The organism is Congregibacter sp. (assembly GCF_965660375.1).
Classification (GTDB): Bacteria; Pseudomonadota; Gammaproteobacteria; order Pseudomonadales; family Halieaceae; genus Congregibacter.
The window spans coordinates 1-22,502 of sequence record NZ_CBFHZO010000036.1 but is presented as its reverse complement, the minus strand read 5'-3'; the positions used below and the strand labels follow the sequence as shown (position 1 = coordinate 22,502).

The 22,502-nt window shown below is 58.7% G+C and carries 20 protein-coding genes; 13 read left to right on the top strand and 7 right to left on the bottom strand.

What is annotated here, in order from left to right:
- A partial coding sequence (locus ACTG3T_RS03265) for a haloalkane dehalogenase (RefSeq protein WP_439100837.1) occupies positions 1 to 769 on the top strand: 769 nt, incomplete at its 5' end.
- An 8-nt stretch (positions 770 to 777) separates the two neighbouring features.
- Here the strand turns inward: ACTG3T_RS03265 and ACTG3T_RS03260 are convergent.
- Positions 778 to 1,233, bottom strand: coding sequence for a DUF3465 domain-containing protein (locus tag ACTG3T_RS03260; protein ID WP_439100836.1), 456 nt, complete (start codon positions 1,231 to 1,233; stop codon positions 778 to 780).
- 72 nt (positions 1,234 to 1,305) lie between these two features.
- Positions 1,306 to 3,825: an ATP-dependent helicase HrpB gene (hrpB, locus tag ACTG3T_RS03255; RefSeq protein ID WP_439100835.1), complete on the bottom strand. Its 2,520-nt coding sequence runs from the start codon at positions 3,823 to 3,825 to the stop codon at positions 1,306 to 1,308.
- 188 nt (positions 3,826 to 4,013) lie between these two features.
- Between hrpB and ACTG3T_RS03250 the strand changes: the two genes are divergently transcribed.
- Positions 4,014 to 4,634, top strand: a complete 621-nt coding sequence (locus tag ACTG3T_RS03250) for a high-potential iron-sulfur protein (protein WP_439100834.1) — start codon at positions 4,014 to 4,016, stop codon at positions 4,632 to 4,634.
- A gap of 77 nt (positions 4,635 to 4,711) precedes the next feature.
- On the opposite strand, the gene ACTG3T_RS03245 is transcribed toward ACTG3T_RS03250, so the two are convergent.
- From ACTG3T_RS03245 to ACTG3T_RS03235, 3 genes are all read right to left on the bottom strand, one after another.
- Entirely contained in the window at positions 4,712 to 6,832 is a 2,121-nt protein-coding gene (locus tag ACTG3T_RS03245) for a PQQ-dependent dehydrogenase, methanol/ethanol family (protein ID WP_439100833.1), read from the bottom strand.
- Positions 6,833 to 6,973: 141 nt separating this feature from the next.
- A complete protein-coding gene (locus ACTG3T_RS03240) occupies positions 6,974 to 7,102 on the bottom strand; it encodes a hypothetical protein (RefSeq protein ID WP_439100832.1) in 129 nt (42 codons plus the stop codon).
- A 41-nt stretch (positions 7,103 to 7,143) separates the two neighbouring features.
- Positions 7,144 to 7,617, bottom strand: coding sequence for a YbjN domain-containing protein (locus ACTG3T_RS03235; protein ID WP_439100831.1), 474 nt, complete (start codon positions 7,615 to 7,617; stop codon positions 7,144 to 7,146).
- A 148-nt stretch (positions 7,618 to 7,765) separates the two neighbouring features.
- Here ACTG3T_RS03235 and ACTG3T_RS03230 point away from each other — a divergent pair, with 148 nt between their 5' ends.
- On the top strand, positions 7,766 to 8,899 hold the full coding sequence (locus tag ACTG3T_RS03230; RefSeq protein ID WP_439100830.1) for an ATP-grasp domain-containing protein: 1,134 nt from the start codon (positions 7,766 to 7,768) through the stop codon (positions 8,897 to 8,899).
- A gap of 20 nt (positions 8,900 to 8,919) precedes the next feature.
- Here ACTG3T_RS03230 and ACTG3T_RS03225 read toward each other — a convergent pair whose 3' ends face one another.
- A complete protein-coding gene (locus tag ACTG3T_RS03225) occupies positions 8,920 to 10,314 on the bottom strand; it encodes a cytochrome P450 (RefSeq protein ID WP_439100829.1) in 1,395 nt (464 codons plus the stop codon).
- A gap of 53 nt (positions 10,315 to 10,367) precedes the next feature.
- Here ACTG3T_RS03225 and ACTG3T_RS03220 point away from each other — a divergent pair, with 53 nt between their 5' ends.
- From ACTG3T_RS03220 to ACTG3T_RS03210, 3 genes are all read left to right on the top strand, one after another.
- A complete protein-coding gene (locus tag ACTG3T_RS03220) occupies positions 10,368 to 11,111 on the top strand; it encodes a hypothetical protein (protein WP_439100828.1) in 744 nt (247 codons plus the stop codon).
- Entirely contained in the window at positions 11,108 to 12,592 is a 1,485-nt protein-coding gene (gene crtD, locus ACTG3T_RS03215) for a 1-hydroxycarotenoid 3,4-desaturase CrtD (RefSeq protein WP_439100827.1), read from the top strand. The genes ACTG3T_RS03220 and crtD overlap by 4 nt, the downstream gene beginning before the upstream one ends.
- Before the next feature lie 101 nt (positions 12,593 to 12,693).
- A complete protein-coding gene (locus ACTG3T_RS03210; RefSeq protein ID WP_439100826.1) occupies positions 12,694 to 13,695 on the top strand; it encodes a hypothetical protein in 1,002 nt (333 codons plus the stop codon).
- 5 nt (positions 13,696 to 13,700) lie between these two features.
- Here ACTG3T_RS03210 and ACTG3T_RS03205 read toward each other — a convergent pair whose 3' ends face one another.
- Positions 13,701 to 14,468, bottom strand: coding sequence for an enoyl-CoA hydratase/isomerase family protein (locus ACTG3T_RS03205; RefSeq protein WP_439100825.1), 768 nt, complete (start codon positions 14,466 to 14,468; stop codon positions 13,701 to 13,703).
- 202 nt (positions 14,469 to 14,670) lie between these two features.
- Here ACTG3T_RS03205 and ACTG3T_RS03200 point away from each other — a divergent pair, with 202 nt between their 5' ends.
- The 7 genes from ACTG3T_RS03200 to ACTG3T_RS03170 all read left to right on the top strand — a co-directional run bounded on the left by ACTG3T_RS03200 (position 14,671) and on the right by ACTG3T_RS03170 (position 22,481).
- Positions 14,671 to 15,435, top strand: a complete 765-nt coding sequence (locus ACTG3T_RS03200) for an OmpA family protein (protein WP_439100824.1) — start codon at positions 14,671 to 14,673, stop codon at positions 15,433 to 15,435.
- Between the two features lie 175 nt (positions 15,436 to 15,610).
- Positions 15,611 to 16,792, top strand: coding sequence for an acyl-CoA dehydrogenase family protein (locus ACTG3T_RS03195; protein WP_439100823.1), 1,182 nt, complete (start codon positions 15,611 to 15,613; stop codon positions 16,790 to 16,792).
- A 12-nt stretch (positions 16,793 to 16,804) separates the two neighbouring features.
- A complete protein-coding gene (locus tag ACTG3T_RS03190) occupies positions 16,805 to 17,944 on the top strand; it encodes an acyl-CoA dehydrogenase family protein (RefSeq protein WP_439100822.1) in 1,140 nt (379 codons plus the stop codon).
- A gap of 41 nt (positions 17,945 to 17,985) precedes the next feature.
- Positions 17,986 to 19,686, top strand: a complete 1,701-nt coding sequence (locus tag ACTG3T_RS03185) for a class I adenylate-forming enzyme family protein (protein WP_439100821.1) — start codon at positions 17,986 to 17,988, stop codon at positions 19,684 to 19,686.
- 58 nt (positions 19,687 to 19,744) lie between these two features.
- On the top strand, positions 19,745 to 20,995 hold the full coding sequence (locus ACTG3T_RS03180) for an acyl-CoA dehydrogenase family protein (RefSeq protein WP_439100820.1): 1,251 nt from the start codon (positions 19,745 to 19,747) through the stop codon (positions 20,993 to 20,995).
- Between the two features lie 79 nt (positions 20,996 to 21,074).
- Entirely contained in the window at positions 21,075 to 21,536 is a 462-nt protein-coding gene (locus ACTG3T_RS03175; RefSeq protein ID WP_439100819.1) for a MaoC family dehydratase, read from the top strand.
- A gap of 24 nt (positions 21,537 to 21,560) precedes the next feature.
- Entirely contained in the window at positions 21,561 to 22,481 is a 921-nt protein-coding gene (locus tag ACTG3T_RS03170) for an SDR family NAD(P)-dependent oxidoreductase (protein ID WP_439100818.1), read from the top strand.
- Positions 22,482 to 22,502 lie beyond the last annotated feature (21 nt).

Sequence of the window (22,502 nt, the reverse complement as noted above, 5' to 3'; positions counted from 1 at the left end):
CGCTGAGGAGGTGTTCCTGTGCCTGCACGGTGAGCCCAGTTGGTCATTCCTGTATCGACGCATGATGCCGGTGTTCCTGGCCTCCGGGGCGCGGGTGATCGCGCCGGACCTTCTGGGCTTTGGGCGTTCCGATAAGCCCGCAGAGCAATCAGACTATAGCTTTCACTTTCATCGGGACTATCTTCTTGCGCTGGTGGAGCGCCTGAACCTGCGCAACGTCACCCTTGTTGTTCAGGACTGGGGCGGTCTTCTGGGACTGACTTTGCCGGTGGAAGAGAGCTTTAAACCCCGATTGTCGCGATTGCTGGTGATGAATACCGGTTTAGGCATCGGCAAGTCTCCCAGCGAGGGCTTTCTTGCCTGGAAGAACTACGCGCTGTCCACGCCCGATCTACCCATCGGGGAACTGATTGCCCGCGGAACGCCGCATCTCACGGAAGCCGAGATAGCCGCTTACGACGCGCCCTTTCCTGGTCCTGAGTACAAAGCCGGCGCGCAGGTGTTTCCCGCACTGGTCCCCGTGGCGCCGGAGATGGAGGGCGTCGACGTCAGCCGAAAAGCGGCGCATTTCTGGTCCGAGGAGTGGTTAGGCAAAAGCTTTATGGCGGTGGGGGATGCGGATCCGGTGCTTGGCCCAGCGGTCATGGAAAATCTGCGTTCGATGATCAAAGGGTGTCCGCCTGCGATGATCGTTGAAGGGGGAGGGCATTTCGTGCAGGAGTGGGGGGAGTCCATAGCCCACGCAGCGCTGGCCTCCTTTGAAAGCTAGACCGCAGCTCACTCAAAACGTTTGCCGCCCCTCTCCAGCCAGCCGTCCTCGTGCCTTCCCCGGGGGTCGTGATGCGTCCAATGCATGACGCCCCCCTTTTCGGTCCACTCGTACTCACCGTTAAAACCAATCCGGTCACCTTTCTGCAGCTTGGGTATGCGTGGCGCCAGATCGATGTTATGGGCAACCAGTAGCGTCAGCCCCGTATCCAGCTCCAAAAGAAACCGCTGGTGTTGGCTGCCTTTGGTGTCATCGGGCAGCACATGAATTACCGTGCCACTGCCCTGCACCTGAAGATCGCTCTGACGGTTTTCAAAGGCGGCCTCCAACACCCGGTCGCTGTTCGCGAGTGATGTTTGCGGCATCGTCGGCAGGGCGCCGGTGCCATACTTGTTCCAGAGCCAGGTGAGCAGCGCCAGTCCGATGACGACGGGCAAGGATTTTTTCTTCAGCGTGGACTTCATGAAGGTTTGAGCCTCTTCGGATCAGGGGAGAAGCCTACGGTGTGGTCCCACTGTTTGCGAGTATCGATGGCATCAGGATTTTCTTCGATGTTTGGTGAACCGGGTTGGTGCCGCACTCAAGGGATCGTCGGGCCAGGGGTGCTTGGGGTAACGTCCCCGCATCTCTTTTTTTACCGAATCGTAGCTGTTGCTCCAGAAGCTGGGGAGGTCCTGGGTGACCTGCAGGGGACGTCCCGCGGGTGACAGAAGGTGAACCACCAGCGGCACTCGGCCACCTGCGACGCTTGGTGTGTCTTTACAGCCGAACATTTCCTGAAGTTTTACCGGCAAGGTGGGAGGGTCTTCCCGATAGTCGATTTTCACCTTTGATCCTGAGGGTACTTCAAAGCGCTCGGGGAGCTCTGACTTGAGGCGCTGCTGCTGGTCCCAGGAGAGCAGGGACTCTAGCGGCGCGTGCAGGTCCAGCTTTTTCAGGTCCGAGAGGTTCTTGACAGTAAGCAGATAGGGCGCGAGCCAGTGCTCAAGGGTTTCCATGAGCTCCTCGGATGCCAACGTCGGCCAGCCCGATTCCAGTCGAGCCATGAGACCTACCTTGCTTCGAAGTTCATCGCAGCGTAAGGACCAGCTGAGGTTCGCCAGGCCGGCATCCCGGGTAAGCTCCATAAGCTTTTTTGTCCGTGCCTCGTCCGACACTGTGTCAAGCTTCACTTTATGCAGCGAGAGAGCGCCGACGGTGGTGCGACGTTCCGCAATAAAGCGTCCGCTTTTGCTGTCCCAGTCCACCACCGTCGATTCAGACAGCTGGGGTTTTAACAGAGTTTCGAACAATGCCGGGTCAAGCGGTGCGGCGGAGCGAATAATGTCGCCTTTTCGACCTGCGATACCGCCTATCTCCGCCACGGCCAGCCACTTGAATTTACCGAGCGCATTGGGCGACGGGAGCTGGCAGCTGCGCCCATTTGCCAGTTGGTAACCTCCGGAGTGGCGCTGGCGGGCAATGCGGTCCGGGTATGCACAGGCCAGCAGCAATCCGGGTAATTGCTCGTAACTGGGTTTGTTCTCGCCATCGGAAGTCTGTTCGGGTAGCTGTTGCAAGAGTTGCCGCGCCAGTTTCAGGGTGCGTTTCTCCCATCCGCGAAGGGTCCCGGGGCAGGAGACTTCGCCATTGAGATATTCCAGCCGTGTTCGCATGTCCGCCGAGTCACGGCTGAGCGGGTCCCGGTCCGATAGCACAGCGGCAAGGTGCGCGGCTGTTTCCCGCGCACCCACGGAGTTACCTGTCAGCAGCATATGTGCCATTCGCGGGTGGGCCGAAATCCCGGCCATGGCATTACCGTGAGGGGTGAGTCGCAATCCTGCGTCGGTTTTTTTCAGCGCAGCGAGTCCCAACAGCAGGTCAATCGCCTGCTGATAGGCGCCCGAGGGAGGCGCTGTAAGCCATGCAAGTTCCTTAGGGTCGTAAACACCAAAGGCAAACAGCTGCAGCGCCAGCGAGGAGAGGTCTGCGCTCTGGATCTCCGGCTCGTCCTGCGCGTTCAGCTGTTGCTGTTGCGACTCGGACCAAAGCCGGTAACAGGTGCCCGGTCTCAACCTCCCCGCCCGTCCCTTACGTTGCACACTGGAAGCCCGGGAGATTTTGACCGTCGTCAGGCGACTCATGCCTGATTGGGGGTCAAAGCGGGGTTTTCGCTCCAGGCCCGAGTCAATGACCACATCGACACCATCAATGGTCAGGCTGGTTTCCGCAATGTTAGTAGCGAGCACGACTTTGCGACGGCCCTCCCGGCAAGGCGCAATAGCCGCCTGCTGCTCTGCAAGACTCAGGTCACCGTACAGGGGCCTGAGGTCGACGCCTGGCGGGGTGTCCAGTTGTTCCATGGTGCGGTGGATTTCACCCCGCCCGGGGAGAAACACCAGTAGGCTGCTATCAGGATGGGCCGCGAGCGCTTTTCTAATGGCTACGCTCACCCGGTCAACGATGCGCTCCCGCGGCTTGCTGCTCTGCCCGTAGCGCTCTTCCACGGGAAACAATTTGCCCTGGCTCTTCACCGCCGTGCAATCGAGAAAGGCCTCCAGCGCCGCGGTTCCCAAGGTGGCGGACATGAGCATGATGCGAAGGGGCACCGGCCGCTCAAAGGTATCCCTAGCGTTGAGCGCAAGAGTCAGACCCAGGTCAGCATCCAGCGAGCGCTCATGGAACTCGTCAAAGATGACAAGCCCTACATCCGTTAGGGAAGGATCGTCTTTGAGCATTCGCAGCAGTATGCCCTCGGTAACGACCTCAATGCGTGTAGCTCTGCTGGTCTTGCTGTCGAGACGCATCCGGTAGCCAACGGTCTCACCTGCCTCTTCGCCCATGAGCGAAGCCATGCGCAGGGCGGCGTTTTTTGCGGCTAGGCGCCGGGGCTGGAGCATGACGATTTTGCGATCATCCAGCCATGGTTCGTCCAGGAGCGCCAAAGGCACGACGGTTGTTTTTCCCGCTCCGGTGGGCGCTTCCAGAACGAGATTTTTCTCCCCTAGCAGGTGATCTCGAATATCATCGATGAGGTCACAGATGGGAAGGGCAAGCGCGGCTGTATTCAGGGGCATAATAGAGTCATGGTCCATGAGGCTGCTTGCGGCTTTCGCAGGGATGCTTCCTGTTTCGGCCTGGCGTGGCTTTCCTATCTTTGTGCAAAAGCTTTAGCGTATATTTCAAGTAGTGTTAGTGTGACACGAAGCTAAGCCTGTAATAGCGCAGCGAAGTGACAAAATTTTTATAAGAGGGAGCATTCACCATGACAAAGCACGATAAAGACAATCAGCACCAATCCAGTACTGATGGGGTTTTGCCCGGTCGTCGCAAAGTTCTGGAAATGATGGGCATGACCGCGATGGCTCTGCCTATCCTCGGTTTGCAAGCCTGTGGCAGCGATGACAGTGCCGCTCCCGCGGCCTCGACTATGGACAAGGTTGAGCCTGCAATGAAGGACATTGCGAAAGATGCCGGGGAGATGGCTGAGTCGGCTATGGACAAGGCTGAGGGCGCGATGGATGACGCCGAAGGCGCCATGGACGAGGCGGGCGATGCAGTGGAAGAAGCCATGGACGAGGCCGCTGACTCAGCCGAGACTATGGTCGATGAAGCCAAAGAGGGTATGGAGTCTGCTGCCAGCGAGAGCGCTACCATCGCCAGCGATGCCATGGCAAAGCTTGATGAGAGCAGCCCACAGGCAGCAGGTCTGGGATATAAGCACGACGGGACTACCGTAACAAATGCGCGCTACGCTGCTGGTCAGCAATGCTCCAACTGCGCCTTGTATCAGGGGGGTGACAGTGCGTGGGGCGGCTGCCCGCTGTTTGCGGGTAAGCAGGTGAAGGCTACGGGGTGGTGCAGCGCTTACTCTGCAGCCAGCTGATAGGCATTAAGTCAGTGAAAAGGGCGCCCGCGGGCGCCCTTTTTTGTGCAAGTGTCTCTACAACTTTCAGGGCCGGGCTAGTCTTCAGCGGCGGCCTGTTGCTCGGAGAGAGCATGATGCGCTCTTTCGATGAGGAAGGCGCGAATGTCCTCAGCGTCCTCGTTTGTCAGCTCATTACCGAAGCCCACCATCCCTTTGTCCCAGTGCAATCCCCCCAATACGATAGCCAGGAACTGCTCGTGTGTCTCGGCGGTGAGTGCGCGTAGATCCGGTATGGGGCCGCCGCTGACCGCGCCATCTCCATGACAGAAAACGCAGTACCCCAGATACAGAGCTTTGCCGCGCTCAACGCTGTCCGCGCTTGCGGTCATGGGCGGTGGATCAATGATCAAAGGCTCATCGATCGCAGGCGGTAGCTGGGCATCCGCGCCGAGTTTAAACACCAGCAGTCGGCTTCGATTGGGCGATATGCCGCCTTTTAGTGCCTCACCGCCCACCAGCGCTAACGACCCGCCCCATCCAGCGACAACGGCAATGTACTGTTCTCCGTCGATGCGATAGGTCACCGGCGGTGCAACGATGCCGGTTTGCGCATCGAAGCTCCACAGGCGTTCACCGTCATTGGCGCGGTACACCACCAGCTCGCCCCGGGCGTTACCCTGCAGCATGAGATTACCCGCCGTTGACAAGATGCCTCCGTTCCAGGGACCTTCATGCTCGATTTCCCAACGTGGCTTTTTCGCTACTGGGTCCCAGGCAACGATCAGTCCTCGCACAGTTTTGAGCACCGCCTCTTTGACTGCCGGATCATCGGGCAGTGCTGCGGGCACCGAGTCGGTGCCCGTATTCCAGTACCCGTGTTTGTATTCAAAATTTTCATCGGTCTTGTAGACCCAGCCGGCGTCCTGCCGTGGGATATACACCAGTCCGTGCTGAGGGTTGTAGCTCATGGGGTGCCAATTGTGGCCGCCGATAGGTCCCGGCAGACTCAGCCCCGTGGGACCGTCGGTGTATCGGGCGTTTTCAGTTTCCTGGGGACGACCGGATTCCAGATCCACATGGGTTGCCCAGGTCACGGCCGCATAGGCGTCAGCGGACAGTAATTCTCCCGTTTTACGATCCAGCACGTAAAAGAAACCGTTTTTCGGTGCCTGCATGATCACATCGCGCGGGGTGCCCGCGATGTTCAGCGTAGCCAGAATCATGTGCTGGGTGGCGGTGTAATCCCAGGAGTCCCCGGGGGTGGTCTGATAGTGCCAGACGTAACTTCCATCATCCGGGTTCAGTGCAAGAATCGACGACAGATACAGATTGTCTCCGCCGTCGGGGCTGCGCAATTGGCGATTCCAGGGCGCGCCGTTGCCGACGCCCACGTACAGGAGATTCAGTTCCGGGTCGTAAGCCATGGAATCCCAGACGGTGCCACCGCCCCCGATCTTCCACCATTCGCCCCCGCCCCAGGTTTCTGCGGCTCTTTCCATTGCTGCATTTTCGAAGCCGTCCTCGGGATTACCCGGGACGGTATAAAAACGCCAGGCGAGCTCGCCGTCTTTCAGGTTATAGGCGCTGACATAGCCGCGCACGCCCAACTCAGCTCCCCCGTTGCCGATGATGACTTTGTCCTTGACGATGCGCGGTGCACCGGTGATGGAGTAGGGTTTGTTGCGATCAGTGGTCTGTACTTCCCAGCGTTTGCTGCCGTCTTCACTATTCAGACTGATGAGGCGACCATCCAGGGTGCCGAAATAAATATTGCCGTCATGCAGCGCCACACCCCGGTTGACCACATCGCAGCAGAGGTGAACTGCCCAGTCTTTGGGAACCTTGGGGTCGTAGAACCAGAGCATCTCGCCAGTAAGCGCATCGTGGGCAAACACATGGCTCCAGGACCCGCTGGTGTAGATTTTTCCATCCACGACTATGGGGGTCGCCTCTTTGCCGCGCGCCGCCGGATAATCGAAATACCACGCGAGACCCAGGTCTTCCACATTGTCTTCGTTGATCTGCTCCAGAGGACTGAAGCGTGTTTCCGATGGGTTGAGCCCGTGCATGGGCCAACTTACATCCGCAGGCTTATCGCTGAGGGGAGCTTCAGCTACCGCGTCCTGAGGATCAGACTCACAGCCGCTGATGATTAACAGCATGGTGGCAAGAGCCGCGCTTAGGAAAGGCAGGCGATTGCAGCGTGGTGTTCCCATTGGATACGAAGCCGAATGTAGCGAAGTTATAGAAGGCAAAAGACGCATGATGATCTCTCAATACTATTATTTGAATGAGTAGCTGACGTTTCTAAAGCGTACGCAGCGCAGATAGTATAACGATGTTAGTCACCGGGGGAGTCATGCAGGCTTGAGTCGCAAGCTCAGCACTGATCCCGCCAGCGTCATTCCCAGGAGCACGACGAGTACCCAGTCGTTACCAAAATGTTGGACGATCCACCCCAGCGTTCCTCCCAGCAATACAAACACGCCGATGACGCTGCTGCTGATGGCAAGGGTATGGAGGTTTTCTAGTGCAGCGATTTTTTGTTTGCCAGGCCGCGGTGCGCCCCCTCGGCAAAGAGGTAGTCCAGCTGCAGGCATTCTGCCGCGAGCTGTCGCGTGGCATCCATGCAGCTCGACAGAAACTGTGCAGTCTGCTCAAGGGTCAGTCCCGCCTGGGTGGGCAGAATCCCGGCAATAACCAGCTGCGGCGTGGCATCATCAACCACATCAAGAAAGATCTTCAGGATGGGGTAATCCATATTGACGCGGCCGAGATCCGCCGCCAGCGGCAGCAGCGCCATGGGACGGATTTCCAGTTCGGTGGTGAGCAGCAGCCCGTAGCGCTCCAAAAACAAACGGCTGTCGATAACACCCTCAATGCCTTTTAGGGCTGCCAGATGGAGACCCTTGCAGTCTCCGCAATCGCTGTACTCCACCCGGGCTTCTTCCAGCCATTGCTGGAGGAGCGCTCGATCGGGATTTTCGAGTTTGTCACTCATAATTTGTTACCGAAAAAAATCCGGATTTTACGCGATTCATCCCCCACGTGGTGCTTTGCTCTGATGTGAGTTCCGGGTATTGGTCTAACAAAATTGACATCTTCGGGCGTAAGCTTGAAATTACCCCAATGCCGACCGATAACCACCCATGAAGACCGTTTTGCTGACCCTCGGGCGCTTGCCCAAAGCCCTTGCCGTGGTGAGAGCATGTCGCGCGGCGGGGTGCCGGGTGTTGGTTGCGGACCCCTTCCGATGGCATGTTTGTAAGCCCTCGCGGGACGTGGACCGATCCTTTCGGGTTACCGCGCCGAATGATTCGCTGTCGCAATATTTCGCTGACCTGCTGGATATCATCGATCGTGAGTCTGTAGATCTTGTGATCCCCATTTCTGAAGAAGCCCTGCACGTGGCGAAGCTCCGTGCGCAGCTTCCTGCAGGTGTGAAGCTCTGGGCTGCCCCTCTGGCGCAGTTGGCCGAGCTGCACCACAAGCGGGACTTTATTGCCCTGGCGGCCCGCAAAGGACTGCCGGTGCCCGAGACCTACACTGCCGACGAGTCCGAGGCCAGAGCCCTTGCCCTGCGTAGTGACTACGTCGAAAAACCCGTGCACAGCTGCTCCGGTATCGGTTTGCGGTTTGCCAAGGCGGGTGATGCGCTTGCGTCAGACAGCGCAGAGGGGCTGGTGCAGACACACCTTGACGGAGATCTGATCAGTTCCCTGTCGGTGGTGAGCCGGGGTCGGGAGGTCGCGACGGTGTTTTACCGTGGTCGGGTGTTTGCTGGCACCGTGGCTATCTGTTTTGAGCGGGTGGACGATGCAGTTTCCGCGCAGCAGTGGGTGAGTGATTTCCTCGCTGACAGCGATTACAGCGGGTTCTTGGCTTTTGACTTTATCGTCGCAGGTGACGGGGTGGCCCGTGCCATCGAATGCAACCCCAGGGCGACCAGCGGCGTGCACTTTTTTGACAGCGCCTCCCTGGGCGAGGCCTTGCTCGATCCAGAGTCGGCCTCGTCCATCAAGCTATCAACGGGCACGCGCTTTCAGTGGGCGTACTCCACGCTGACAGAAACCTATGCCGTGATCTTTAAACCCCGGGAGTTCATCCGACGCTTCAAAGAGATGCTCGCAGCACGGGATGTGATCTGGGCGGGACATGACCCCCTGCCGTTTTTTCTCATGACACCCATGTCCTGGGAGATTTTGTGGCCGGCGATGACCAGCAGCATTTCCCTGGGTGAAGCGACTCAGCGGGATATAGCGTGGTTTGGTGAGAGCAACTGATCGTGACGGTCATGAGAGAGTCAGGTCTGAGCCCGTCGGCTCACGCGACAGAAGATCTGCTCTCGGGGCCGCGTGGTGAGACGTGCAGCGGGACGCACCCGACCGGGATTCAGCGCCTCAAAATCAAAGCGCCGGAGCAGTTCAGCGATGATCAGCAGACTTTCGGTCTGGGCGAAGCCCGCGCCGACGCAGGTGTGCGGCCCCTGGCCGAAGGGTATGTAGGCGCCATCGGTGAGCGTGCTTTCGTTCTCCTGCAGAAAGCGTTCGGGCTTAAAAGCATGCGGGTCTTCCCAGTAGTCCCCGTTGCGATGAAGGGTCCAGGGCGAAATCATCACCAGCGCGCCCTTGGGCAGTTTTCGCGGACCTACGGTGGTGTCCTCCATGGCAACCCGCGGCATAAACGTGATGGGTGGATAAAGACGCAGCGCCTCGCGGAAGACCGCTTTGAGCAGCGGCAGCTGACGCATGTGTTCAAAGGTGATTTCACCGTTATTGGCGCCATCACCCGCTACGCGATCGATCTCCTCACGCATTCTTGCAACGAGCGCCGGTTGTTGCGCGCAGATAAAAAACAGCCAGGTCAGCACACTCGCAGTGGTCTCGTGCCCCGCCAGGAAAAACACCCCCAGCTGGTCGATAAGCTCATCCCGGGTGAAGGGTTCTCCGCTGTCGCTGTCCCGTGCTGCGATCACGGCACTGGCGATATCATTAAAGTCCGCATCGGGGGCGAGATGGGTGTCGATGAGCGTCGCAAGGTGACCGCGAATACGCGTGCAGGCGTCCAGCACGACCTGGGGCTGGGGTGCTTTTGTCCAGGCGGGTTCAAAGATCAATCGCTTGATGTCCACCTGCGCAACGGAGCGTTCAAAAACCGTAAAGTCCTCAAAGACATCGTAGGCCACCTGGGAATCCAGAGAGATGGAGAACACCGTGCGGCAGATGATGTCCGCGGTGAGCTGACTCATGGCCATATCCAGGGAGAGGGGTTCGCCGCTGTTGGCGCTGGCTTCCAGTGTTCCCACGTAGTCATTGACGGCAGCCTGCATGGCCGCAAAGGCGTGGCTGATGCGCATATGCGAAAACGCGGGATCAATCATGGTCCGCTGCCGGCGCCACTTTTCGCCGTCGGTGACAAAGATCGAGTCCCCAATAAGGTGCTCCAGGGCGTTGACCATGAGGTCGCTCTTGGGAAAGATGCCGTCGGGGTCGCGCATAATGTGGCGCACCAACGCCGGATCGTTAAACAGTACCGTGGATCGTCGCGAATACCCCAGATTACCCACGGGAAAGCGGTAAGCCGCTGCGGGGAGAAGATCCAGCAGATTGCCGTCGCCATTCCACAGCACGCGCATCAACGCCGGCAGCGCAGCGAGGGAATGGGGCTTGGGAGGAATATAGTGCGTGTCTTGACTCATAGATCGCTTGGGGCGTTGATGGGATTAGCGATTCAGTATCAGGGCCTGTCGATATGATGTCGACCCATACGCTCTTTGAGGTTTTAGTGGCGATCCATATCGTCACTGGCGCCACGGGCCTCGTCAGTTTCTGGGTGCCCGTTGCGGGTCGTAAGGGAGGTATTAATCACGCGCGCTTTGGCAAGCTGTTTACCATGATGATGCTGATCACCGGCAGCGTTGCTATCTGCATTGCCCTCACTACCCTGTCAGATCCAATCGCGACCCATCCGCAATTGGTGGATCATCCGCAATTTGGTGATCCGGCGCTGATTGCCGGTATCTTCGGCTGGATGATGCTTTACCTGGCTACCCTGACCATTAATCTCGCCTGGCATGGATGGCTGTGCATTCAAAATCGCCGGGACCATCTCGCCAACCGCGCATGGCATAACCTTTTTTCGCAGCTGCTGCTCACCGTAGCGTCAATCAACTGCGCCTGGCAGGGGTGGCAGCTAAACCAGCTGTTGATGGTTGCCATTTCCATGGTGGGATTTGCCACCGTAGCCACGAATCTGTGGTTTCTTTATAAGCCCAATCCTCGACCCCTCGATCGCATCAAGGAACATATCAAGTCGCTGGTGGGGGCGGGTATCTCGGTATACACCGCATTTTTTGCCTTTGGCGCCGTGCGTATGCTGCCGGAAATCGCGCTTACTCCCGCACTCTGGTCCGTGCCTCTTATCACCGGTCTCACCTTGATCATCTATCACCAAAGGGCCGTTACTTTGAAGTTCCGAGCGAGGGCCGCGGTTTGAGTGCGCCGCATATACTGGTGATTGGCGCGGGTGTCGGAGGGCTGGCCGCGGCCATTGAACTGGCCGCTGCCGGACAGCAAGTGACGGTGCTGGAGCGAGCAGCAGAACCCGGCGGCAAGATGCGCCAGTTGCCGGTGAATGGCGTAGGTGTCGATGCGGGGCCCACGGTATTCACCATGCGCTGGATTTTTGATCAGCTCTTTGAAACTGCGGGGTCGGCGCTCGAAGCCCACCTGCGTCTGGAAAAAGCCGACGTGCTGGCGCGCCATGCCTGGCGACAGGGTGCTGTGCTCGATTTGTATGCAAGCACGGAGCGTTCCGAGCAGGCGATACAGGAATTCGCTGGTAGAGAAAATGCCTTGGGCTACCGGGCGTTTTGCGCGCGAAGCGCAGACATCTATGAAACCTTGCGCGAACCGTTCATTGCCTCGTCCCGCCCGGGGATGCTGGAGTTAGTCAGACGGGTGGGCTTCAACAATTTGGATGCCATGTGGCGCACCGCGCCGTTCTCATCCCTGTGGTCTTCACTGGGGGATCACTTCAGAGACCCTCGCCTGAGACAGCTGTTTGGTCGCTATGCGACCTATGTGGGGTCTTCTCCATTGAAGGCTCCGGCAACCTTAATGCTCATTGCCCATGTGGAGCAGGAGGGCGTGTGGCTGGTGGATGGTGGCATGCGCGCGGTGGCCGCCGCGCTGCGGGACCTGGGCTTGGATCTCGGCGTCGAGTTTTCCTTTGATGAGGGTGTTTGCCAGATCATCATGGAAGCCGATCGTGCCGTGGGGGTGGTTACAGAGCAGAACAGGGAGTTGCGGGCCGATCAGATTGTCTATAACGGCGACATCTCGGCCATAGGTACCGGCCTGCTGGGCGCTGCGGCAACGCGCGCCGTAAAACCCGTGATGCCCCGGCAGCGTGCCTTGTCGGCGATTACCTTTTGCATGGTAGCCAAAGTGTCGGGTTTGAACCTTCACTACCACACGGTATTTTTTGCCGAGGATTATCCTGCAGAATTTGCCGCTATTTTTGGCAATGGTGGCATCACCGATTACCCCACGGTGTATGTCTGCGCGCAGGATCGGGGGGCGGGGAAGGTGCCTGATGGTCCCGAGCGTCTGTTGCTATTGATCAATGCACCCGCAGACGGTGACCGGCGCCTGCGGGATGCACGTAACCTTGCTCAGTATCGCGACAAGGCCTTGGCGCTACTGCGGGAATGCGGCTGCGAACTTGAGTTTGAGGAGTCGTCCTGCGTGACCACGGATCCCCGCGCCTTTGATGAGCGCTTTCCGGGGAGTGGGGGGGCGCTTTACGGGCGCGCGAACCACGGGTCTATGGCAAGTTTTGCAAGGCCCGGTGCGCGCAGCCGGGTCAAAGGGCTTTATCTTGCGGGCGGTTCTGTGCACCCCGGTGCCGGGGTCCCTATGTCGGCGATGTCGGGGCGACTGGCAGCGGGGGCGGTGCTCGAAGACCAGCGCTGATGCACTCAGAGCGCTTCAGGACTCCACTGCTACATTGTGCGATTTTTACGTCGATGCTGCTTAGCCTCGCCTCATGTGCTAAACCAGAGCTCATGTTGCGATTGTTTAAATTTTTCAGCGTTACCTTGTGCGTTTCCTTGCTTACTCTGGGTCAGGGTGTACCCAGAGCGGCCGCGCAGATTGCCGGGGAAGTAGACAACAGCCATGCTGAAACTGTTGCTCAAGGGAACGACGAAACGGTGGATTCGCACTGGATCGACAAAAGCCACGAGTACGCCACCAACCGAGCCCAGGACCTGGTCCAGTGGATGGACGACTTTTTTGGTGCTCCCGTGCGCGACGCCGAGCGAGCAGACTCTTTTTTACGCGCCATCTTTCTGGATGACTGGGACCAGCGCGATGGGCACGATCTGAAGGTCCGCCTGCGGGGCCAGGTAGATCTTCCCAAAATTTCCGAGCGCATTGATCTGGTTTTTTCCGGGGAGGAGTCGGAGCAGACACTTACCGAGGAAGAGCGCTCCCAGGAAAACGACGTGGGCGTACGTTTTAACTTTCGGGATAACAAGCGTACTCGACTGGATGGGACCCTTTCGGTGCGCTCCGGGCCGGCGCTGCTGCCCGGCGTGCGCTTTCGCTATCAGCAGCCCCTGACCGATAACAGCTGGGCACGGTTTACCCAGCGATTCCAGTATCACACGGATGATGGTTACCGGTCGCTGACGGGTTTTGAGGCAAGCCGCGTTTTAGATGATAAAAGCCTCATACGCTGGTCGGGACGGGTGCGCTATCGGGAAGAGAGAGAATTTTGGGACTACAATACGGGTATCACCTACCGGCGCTGGCTGGATGACCATGAGAAGTACCCCAGTGCTGTCGAATACTTTGCGACGGTGAGTGGGCGTGACCAGCCTGAAAAATATGAGACCAGCTACCGTCTGGGATTTCTGTACCGAAAACAGTTTTTTCGGCAGTTTTTATTCTACGAAATAGAGCCCAGTTACAATTGGCGTCGAGATCTCTATGAAGAGAAACGCAAGGGCGTGCTGGGCATTGTGTTTCGCCTTGAGGTGATGCTGGACCGCGAATTGGTGGGCGGTCGATAACTGTCTCAGGTTTTTTGCCGTTCCTCTATATAGCGTTCCCGCGCGGCTTGGCACTCCGGGTCCATGAGCCCCGCCAGCAAACTGTCGGCGTCAGACCAGGAGCGCGCCAGGCCGATCTGATTGGCCGTCACCGCATCCACATGGCGCTTCGTCGCCCGTAGCGGAAACGCCGGACGACTGTCGATCGCAGCAGCGAGATCATCCACGGTTTTGTCCAGTTCCCCGGGTTCCGCGGTGCTGTTAAGAAATCCGGCCGACCGGGCCTCCGCTGCGTCAAAGGGTCGACAGGTCATCACCAGCTCCTTGGTTAGCGCGGGCCCAATCTCCCTGACAAGCCTCGGAATGCCGCCCCAGGCCAGCGGGATGCCCAGATCAATCTCCGGTATGGAGAAGCGCGCATCGAGGCTTGCAACTCGCAGGTCGCAGGCGGCTGCCAGCACCAGTCCCCCGCCCACGCACCATCCCTGAATACGTGCGATGGTCACCGCATTAATGCCCTCCAGGGCATCTGCCATGCGGCGCCCCGCGTCAGCGGCATCCCTCGCACCTGCTTCGCCGGGCCGGGGAAAGCCCCCAAGGTCGGCACCTGCAGAAAAACAGCGACCCCGGCCGCCGACGATAACGACCTTCAGGGAGCTGTCTTCGTTCAGCTCGGCAGCCGCCGCGACGAGTTCCTGCAGTGTCAGTAGCGACAGGGGGTTGAGCTTTTCCGGCCGGTTCAGCCACAGTCGCGCGATGCTGCCCTGACGCTCTATTTCGAGGCTTTGATACATGTGCAACTCCGAGGGTAAATGACGGGGAGAAAATACTAGCATCGATGCATTCGCTGCCGCGATAAAGCGCTGCTCCTGTCACCCCAAGAAGATGTGACCCGTCGTGCAAATGGTGTACTCTCCGGGGCCTAAGGGTTGTGATCGAACGCCAATGACTCCCGCCACATCTGTGTCGATAAAAGAGTAAAGAAAGGACATCACCATGAAATTTTCAGTACGGCTTTTTGTGCTTCTGATTGCCGCAACGTTAACGGCCTGCTCCAGCGTCGAAGAGCGAGATTATGAGGTCTGCATCGTAGGCAGCAGTGCCGTGGGTGGCGCGGTAGGCGCAGCTGCTGGCGGAGCCGGTGCGGTAGGCGGCGTGGCAGTAGGTGCCGGAGTGGGCGCTGTGATCTGTAATCTTGAGGAGCCTGCACCCGTAGCGGTTGCTGCCGCACCGGTGGACAGCGATGGCGATGGTGTCATGGATGATAAGGATCGCTGCCCGAATACCCCCGCAGGAGCTGAAGTCGACATGGACGGCTGCGCCCTCGACAGCGATGGCGACGGCGTTGCGGACTACAAGGATCAGTGCGCGAATACGCCTGCTGGCGTGAAGGTCGATGCAACGGGATGCCCCGTGAAGGACGAAGTTGTTCTTACGGTGGATCGCCTGAATTTTGCCTTTGACAGTGCGGCTCTGGATGCGCAGTCCCGCTCAGCCCTGGATGCGGCAGTAGCCGTCATCAAGTCCTCAAGCAGCGTGAAGATGGATGTGGTCGGCTACACGGATACATCGGGTCCCGAGGAGTACAACCTGGGACTATCCAAGCGTCGTGCCCAGGCGGCAGTGGATTACCTGGTGTCTCAAGGTGTTGATGCGGATCAGTTGCGTGCCGCCGGTCGCGGTGAAGCTGACCCGGTTGCCAGCAATGACAGCCGCGACGGTCGAGAGCGCAATCGCCGCGTCGAACTGGTCGTTCGCTAACACGACAGTCGGCTGTTAAGAGAGGCGCCGGAGCCCCGGCGCCTTTTCTTCAGGACAAAGAATACTTGAGAGACAGTAAAACATACTGTATGTTCAAAATCTGTTTTTCGCACCATCGGCCTTGTTTACCCGCGCCAGTCACAATCGAATTTGCAGTCCTCAGGAGGCTTTTGCTTTGACCGAGATTGATACCTTTCGTCATGAAACCCGGGAGTGGCTTGATGCTAATTGTCCCGACTCCATGCGCCAGCCCGTCAGCGGCTTTGACGATATCTACAATGGCGGGCGTAAGCCTGAAATCGATGTTCCCGAGCAGCCTCTTTGGTGCGAACGCATGGCTGAGCGTGGCTGGACGGTCCCCCATTGGCCGAAGGAATACGGCGGCGGCGGGCTGTCAGCGGAGGAAGTCAAAGTGTTAAAGGAAGAGATGACGCGTATCGGCGCCCGTCGTCCCTTGGACTCCTTCGGCATATCGATGCTGGGACCCGCGCTGCTTAAGTTTGGCAGTGAAGATCAGAAGCGGGAGCACCTGCCACCTATTTGCCGTGGCGAGATCCGCTGGTGCCAGGGTTACTCAGAGCCCGGAGCGGGATCAGATCTCGCCAGTTTGCAGACCCGCGCCGACGATCAGGGAGATCACTACCTCATTAACGGGCAGAAAGTATGGACATCCTACGCCGACAAGGCGGACTGGATCTTTTGCCTCGTGCGCACGGACAACAGCGGTAGCAAGCACGAAGGCATCAGCTTCATGCTCTTCGATATGGATCAGCCGGGGGTCACAGTAAAGCCCATTCGTCTCATTAGCGGCTCCTCCCCCTTCTGTGAAACTTTCTTTGATGATGCCCGGGCGGAAAAGCGCAATCTGGTGGGCGAGGCCGGGCAGGGCTGGACCATCGCCAAGTACCTTCTTACCCATGAGCGGGAAATGATTTCCGGCTTTGGCACCTCCGGCGGAAAATCCCTGGGCAAGACAGCGGTGGAGCAGCTGGGATCTGACGCCGAGGGCCGGCTCCGCAATGGCATCCTCCGTCAGGACATTGCCCAGCATCAGCTGGATACTATGGTCTTCGGCGCGACCATGGAGCGCGTTGGCGACGAAGTAAAGGCCGGGCAGGGGCTGGGGCCCGCCTCGTCGATTTTCAAATATTACGGTACTGAGCTGAACAAGCGACGTAACGAGTTGAATCTTGCGGTGGGCGGCGAAGCGGCCCTGGGCTGGGCTGGTGAGCAATATAACGAGGGCGAAACCGTACGCAGTTTTTTACGCTCCAAGGGTAACTCCATCGAGGGCGGTACCTCCGAAGTCCAACTCAACATTGTAGCCAAGCGCGTGCTTGGGCTACCCGACGCCTGAGGAATTGTTGTCATGACCTTAGTACTGAACGAAGAACAACAGATGCTCAAGGAGTCCGCAGCGGGCTTTTTAGCGAGTAAAGCGTCGGTAGCGCAATTGCGAAAACTCAGGGATTCCGGCGATGAGCTGAGCTTTGATCCTGCCGTGTGGAAAGAGATGGTGGATATGGGCTGGGCAGGCATTGCCATTCCCGAAGCCTATGGCGGCCTTGGCTACGGTTACACCGGCCTGGGCGTGGTGCTCGAGCAGGCCGGCCGGCATCTCAGCGCGTCGCCCCTGGAAGCGAGCGTCCTCGTGGGCGCAACCGCGATTAACTGCCTGGGCACCGAAGCGCAAAAAACCAACTGGCTCGCGGCGATTGCGGCCGGCGAGAAGCAGGTCTCCCTGGCGTTGCAGGAGTCCGGTGCCTTTGACCCTGCGGGTGTCACCGCATCAGCAACGCGCGATGGTGAAGCTTTCGTGATATCCGGCGAAAAGCGCATGGTGCTGGACGCCATCAGTGCCGACGCCTTTGTGGTCATCGCCCGCAGCGGTGGTGTTGCCGGTGACAGCGCGGGGTTGAGTGCGTTTCTGGTGCCGTCGGATGCGGCAGGATTGAGTATTACACCCTGCGAAATGGTCGACAGCCGTCAGTGCGGCACGCTGACCTTAAACGGCGTGCAGGTTCCCGCGGATGCGCTTATGGGCGCCGAAGGTGACGCCTGGCCGGCGCTTGAGCGCACCCTGGATATCGCTGCCATCGGGTTTTCTGCCGAGTTGCTGGGCTTATCCCTCGAGGCCTTTGAGCGGACCATGGATTACATCCGGGAGCGCAAGCAGTTTGGTCAGGTGATCGGCTCTTTTCAGGGGCTGCAGCATCGCGCTGCACATTTATTCGCGGAACTGGAGCTGGCCCGCTCTATCGTGCTCAAGGCTTTGCAGGCTATAGATAGCGATGATGCGGGCCTGTCGCGCTACGCCAGTGCGGCCAAGGCCAAGCTTAGCGAAGTGGCGAGACTGGCGAGCAACGAAGGGGTCCAGATGCATGGCGGTGTGGGGATGACCGACGAGTATGATATTGGTCTGTATCTCAAGCGTGCGAGGGTGCTGGAGCATCTTATGGGGGACTACTACTATCACCTGGATCGCTTTGCCCGTATCGGTGGATACTGAGGAGCTTATGAAGCCCGCAAGCACAGGACACTATAAAAACGATGAGTGAAGAACTGCAGAAAATCGACGCCGTGGCCGCCAGCCTGACCGAGGATGGCGCTCCCTTTGCCCTGGAGACCGTCACCATAGACGGTTCCGAGTACCGAAGCTTCGCCACGGCACCGAAGAACATGGGCGATTACTTCCGCTTCATGCTGAATCACGCGGACAAGGAGTTCGCGGTGTACCGGGACGAGCGTCTCACCTTCGGGGAGAGCTACGCCCAGGCCTCTGCGCTGGCGCGATCGCTTGTTGATGATTTCGGGGTGCAGCCCGGTGACCGTGTGGCCATCCTCAGTCGCAACAATCCCCAGTGGATGCTGGGTTTTATTGCGGCGCTGTCCATCGGTGCGGTCGCGGTACCCATGAACGCCTGGTGGACCACCGAAGAGCTGGACTACGGCTTGAAGGACAGTGGTGCCAAGGTGGTTATTGCAGATCGTCAGCGCCTTGAGCGTCTGCTGCCGCTGCAGAGCGAACTGCAGCTCAAGCTTATCGCCGTTGATGATTGCGATGGATTGGATCTGGAGTTCGCGAATTTTCGGGATCTGGTCAGCGCTCATCGGGGCGCCGAGATGCCGGCCATCGAGGTCGCGCCGGACGACTACGCCACTATCATGTACACCTCGGGTTCCACCGGGCATCCCAAGGGCGCGCTGTCGTCCCATCGGGGGATGCTCTCGGCACTTTATAGCTGGATGCTCCTGGGTACCTCAGACAAGCAGGCGGCGGGTAAAACCGAGCCGGCGAAGTTCCCTCCCTCGGGTCTGCTCACTATTCCGCTGTTTCACTGCACCGGCAGCCACACCGCGTTTTTGCTGTCCCTCATCGTCGGCCGGAAGCTGGTGATCATGCATAAGTGGGATGTGCAGGAAGCGCTGCGCATCATCGAAGAGGAGCGTATCACCTGGTTTACCGGCGTGCCTACCATGTCCGCAGAGCTCCAGGCCGCGGCGGCAGAGTCCGACCGCGATGTGTCATCGCTGGCCGAGATTTACGGTGGTGGCGCGGCCCGACCACCGGCGCAGGTAGAGAAGCTCGCAAAGACCTTTAAACACTCCTCCGCGGGTATCGGCTACGGACTTACCGAAACCAATGCGCTGGGGACCATCAACACCGGGGCTGTCTACCGCGCCCGCCCGGGAAGCGCCGGTCGCGTAGTACCCGCGGTCACTGATATCGCGATACTGGATGAAAATGACCAGCCCCTGCCGGCGGGGGAGCGAGGCGAGGTGTGCATCCATTCGCCGGCAAACTGTCTGGGGTACTGGAATAAGCCCGAGGCCACGGCAGAGGCCTTCCGGGATGGCTGGTTTCACACCGGCGATGTGGGATACATGGACGAGGAAGGCTTTCTGTTTATCGTCGATCGCATCAAGGAAATCATTATCCGCGGTGGTGAGAATATTAGCTGTATCGAAGTGGAGGCAGGGATTTATCAACACCCCGCGATCCTCGAAGCGGCGGTATACGGCGTTCCCGACGAGCGCCTGGGTGAGGCTGTGGCTGCCAGCGTAGTGCTCCGCGATGGTGAGGCCCTGAGTGCAGAAGAGCTTCAGAGCTTTTTAAAGGAGCATATAGCGGGCTTTAAGATCCCCGCGCATGTGCGCTTTCACGATGAGTCGCTTCCCCGCATTGCTACGGGCAAAATTTTCAAACGACAACTCAAGGCTGAGCTGAGCGAACGTCTGGCAGCCGCCTGAGGTTTTTATTTTATTTGTCCGGCGGTCAAGCCGGGCTTGCACGCAAGGAGATCGGGTCATGGACCTAGGAATATCGGAAAAAGTCGCACCCTTACTGGCACGGGTTACAGCCTTCATCGACGATGAAGTGGTACCCGTAGAAAAGGAGTACGCCGCAGAGATCGCCACCGGTGATCGGTGGGCGTTCACCGAGCGCCAGACAGAAATTATCGAAACGCTGAAAGCTAAAGCGCGCGAGCAGGGTCTGTGGAACTTCTTTCTCACGGAGGGAGAGCAGGCCAGCGGACTCACCACCGTTGAGTACGCCTATCTGGCCGAACAGATGGGCCGGTCGCACCTGGCGGCGGAGTCCTTTAACTGTGCGGCTCCGGATACGGGCAATATGGAAGTGCTCACCAAGTACGGCAGTGAGGCACAGAAAGCGCAGTGGCTCACTCCGCTGCTGAACGGTGAGATTCGCAGCGCCTACGCGATGACCGAACCCGGGGTAGCCAGCTCGGACGCCACCAACATATCTACCAGCGCGGTGCTGGAAGGCGATGAGTGGGTTATCAACGGTGAGAAGCACTGGATTTCCGGCGCTGGCGATCCCCGGTGCAAGATCATGATTGTTATGGTGAAGACCGACCCGGAGGCAGCGAAGCACAAGCAGCAGTCGCAAATTCTGGTGCCCATGGACACGCCGGGGGTGGAGATCATCCGTCCCATGCAGGTGTTCTCCATGGACGATGCCCCCCACGGGCACATGCAGCTGGCGTTTAACAGCGTCCGCGTCCCCAAGGACAATGTCATTCTGGGGCCGGGCCGTGGATTCGAGATTTCTCAGGGTCGCCTCGGACCGGGCCGTATTCACCACTGCATGCGGGCCCTCGGTGCTGCCGAGCGGGCGCTGGAGCTCATGTGTCAGCGGGCGACGACCCGAGTCGCTTTTGGTAAGCCTCTGGCTCGCCTCGGTGCCAACATCGATATCGTCGCTAACGCGCGCATGGACATTGAGCAGGCGCGGCTGCTGACCTTAAAAACAGCCTGGATGATGGACAACGTCGACCCCAAGGAAGCGCGGGTCTGGATATCCATGATCAAGACTGCCGTGCCCAACGTGACCTTGAAGGTCATCGACGAGGCGATTCAGATGTTTGGCGGTCTGGGTGTGTCCCAGGATACCCCGTTGGCGACCATGTACATGGGGCAGCGCACGCTGCGTCTTGCCGATGGCCCCGATGCGGTGCACCGCATGGTGGTGGGGCGCAACGAGTTCAAGAAGTACACAGACCAGGAACCCGTTAACGCTACCTTCCGGGACGGCTGATAGGCACGACCAGGAGAGATTTCGCGGCGGATGTCGTCGCTCACTGAAATACAACTTAATGAGTAAAAGGTGAAAGTACATGGGAGTTACCGTAGTACCAAAAGAACAGCTTGCTGATCAGGTGGGCAACAAGTCGGTGGGTGAATGGGCCACCATGGATCAGGATCGCATTAATGCCTTTGCAGACTGCACGGAAGATCATCAGTTCATCCACATCGACGAGGAAAAGGCTGCGCAAACGCCTTTCGGTGGCACCATCGCCCACGGATTCCTGTCGCTGTCCATGCTGCCAAAACTCAGCGAAGGCACAGGCGTGATGCCGGAGAACGTCGTCATGGGTATCAATTACGGCATGAATAAAGTGCGCTTTCTGAATCCCGTCCGTGCGGGCAAGCGCATTCGTGCCCACAGTGAACTGATCAAGGTGGAACAGAAAGACGACAACCGTTTTTTGCTGACCTCGGCGGTGACCGTAGAAATCGAAGGCGTTGAGACCCCTGCCCTGGTGTCTGAGTCACTCACCATGATTGTTTGCGGCTGAAACCTACAAAAGGAGTATTGAAAAATGACGATTCGTTACGACGACCGGGTAGCTATTGTTACCGGAGCAGGTCAGGGACTGGGACGCAGCCACGCTATTGAGCTTGCGAAGCGCGGTGCCAAAGTGGTGGTTAACGACCTGGGCGGTTCCAAAGACGGCACAGGATCATCCTCGGAAGCGGCCCTGGCGGTTGTGGCTGAGATCGAAGCCGCTGGTGGTGAGGCGATGGCGAACGGTGCCAATGTCGCCAACTACGCCGAAGTGGAAGCCATGGTCGCTGCGGCGATGGAGAAGTGGGGACGCGTTGATATTCTCGTTAACAACGCGGGCATTCTGCGTGACAAGAGCTTTCTCAAAGGCTCCATGGAGGACTTCCAGCTGGTACTGAATGTTCATCTCCTGGGCACGGTGTACTGCACCCGGGCCTGCTGGGAAATCATGAAGGAGCAGGAGTACGGTCGTGTTGTGGTGACCACTTCCTCATCGGGTCTCTATGGCAATTTTGGCCAGACCAACTACGGCTCCGCCAAACTGGGCGTCATCGGCATGATGAATACGCTGGTGCAGGAAGGTGCGAAGTACAACATCCGTGTTAACGCTCTGGCACCGACTGCGGGAACGCGCATGACCGAAGGCCTTATGCCGGAGAAAATGTTTGAGCTGCTGACGCCAGAGACGGTCACCCCGGCAGTGCTCTACCTCGCGAGTGAGGATAGCCCAAACCGCACGATTCTCTGTGCAGGGGCGGGATCCTTTGCCGTTGCCAAGATCGTAGAGACCGAAGGCTGCTGGCTGAAGCCGGAGGAGCAGACGCCCGAAGGCATCGCTGCGCATTGGGAGACAATCACCTCACCGGAAGGCGAGCGTGCCTTAGTGGGAGGCTTTGAGCAGACTGGCAAAATGCTCACTCAGGCGGCCGCCGGTCTGGGTATTTCCCTCGAGTAATTCATCGCGCTATTTGATTTG

Coding starts and splice junctions, on each gene's coding strand:
- ACTG3T_RS03260 (WP_439100836.1), bottom strand. CDS start 1,233: ATGAAGTCCACGCTGAAGAAAAAATCCTTGCCCGTCGTCATCGGACTG.
- hrpB (WP_439100835.1), bottom strand. CDS start 3,825: ATGCCCCTGAATACAGCCGCGCTTGCCCTTCCCATCTGTGACCTCATC.
- ACTG3T_RS03250 (WP_439100834.1), top strand. CDS start 4,014: ATGACAAAGCACGATAAAGACAATCAGCACCAATCCAGTACTGATGGG.
- ACTG3T_RS03245 (WP_439100833.1), bottom strand. CDS start 6,832: ATGGGAACACCACGCTGCAATCGCCTGCCTTTCCTAAGCGCGGCTCTT.
- ACTG3T_RS03235 (WP_439100831.1), bottom strand. CDS start 7,617: ATGAGTGACAAACTCGAAAATCCCGATCGAGCGCTCCTCCAGCAATGG.
- ACTG3T_RS03230 (WP_439100830.1), top strand. CDS start 7,766: ATGAAGACCGTTTTGCTGACCCTCGGGCGCTTGCCCAAAGCCCTTGCC.
- ACTG3T_RS03225 (WP_439100829.1), bottom strand. CDS start 10,314: ATGAGTCAAGACACGCACTATATTCCTCCCAAGCCCCATTCCCTCGCT.
- ACTG3T_RS03220 (WP_439100828.1), top strand. CDS start 10,368: ATGATGTCGACCCATACGCTCTTTGAGGTTTTAGTGGCGATCCATATC.
- ACTG3T_RS03205 (WP_439100825.1), bottom strand. CDS start 14,468: ATGTATCAAAGCCTCGAAATAGAGCGTCAGGGCAGCATCGCGCGACTG.
- ACTG3T_RS03200 (WP_439100824.1), top strand. CDS start 14,671: ATGAAATTTTCAGTACGGCTTTTTGTGCTTCTGATTGCCGCAACGTTA.
- ACTG3T_RS03190 (WP_439100822.1), top strand. CDS start 16,805: ATGACCTTAGTACTGAACGAAGAACAACAGATGCTCAAGGAGTCCGCA.
- ACTG3T_RS03185 (WP_439100821.1), top strand. CDS start 17,986: ATGAGTGAAGAACTGCAGAAAATCGACGCCGTGGCCGCCAGCCTGACC.
- ACTG3T_RS03180 (WP_439100820.1), top strand. CDS start 19,745: ATGGACCTAGGAATATCGGAAAAAGTCGCACCCTTACTGGCACGGGTT.
- ACTG3T_RS03175 (WP_439100819.1), top strand. CDS start 21,075: ATGGGAGTTACCGTAGTACCAAAAGAACAGCTTGCTGATCAGGTGGGC.
- ACTG3T_RS03170 (WP_439100818.1), top strand. CDS start 21,561: ATGACGATTCGTTACGACGACCGGGTAGCTATTGTTACCGGAGCAGGT.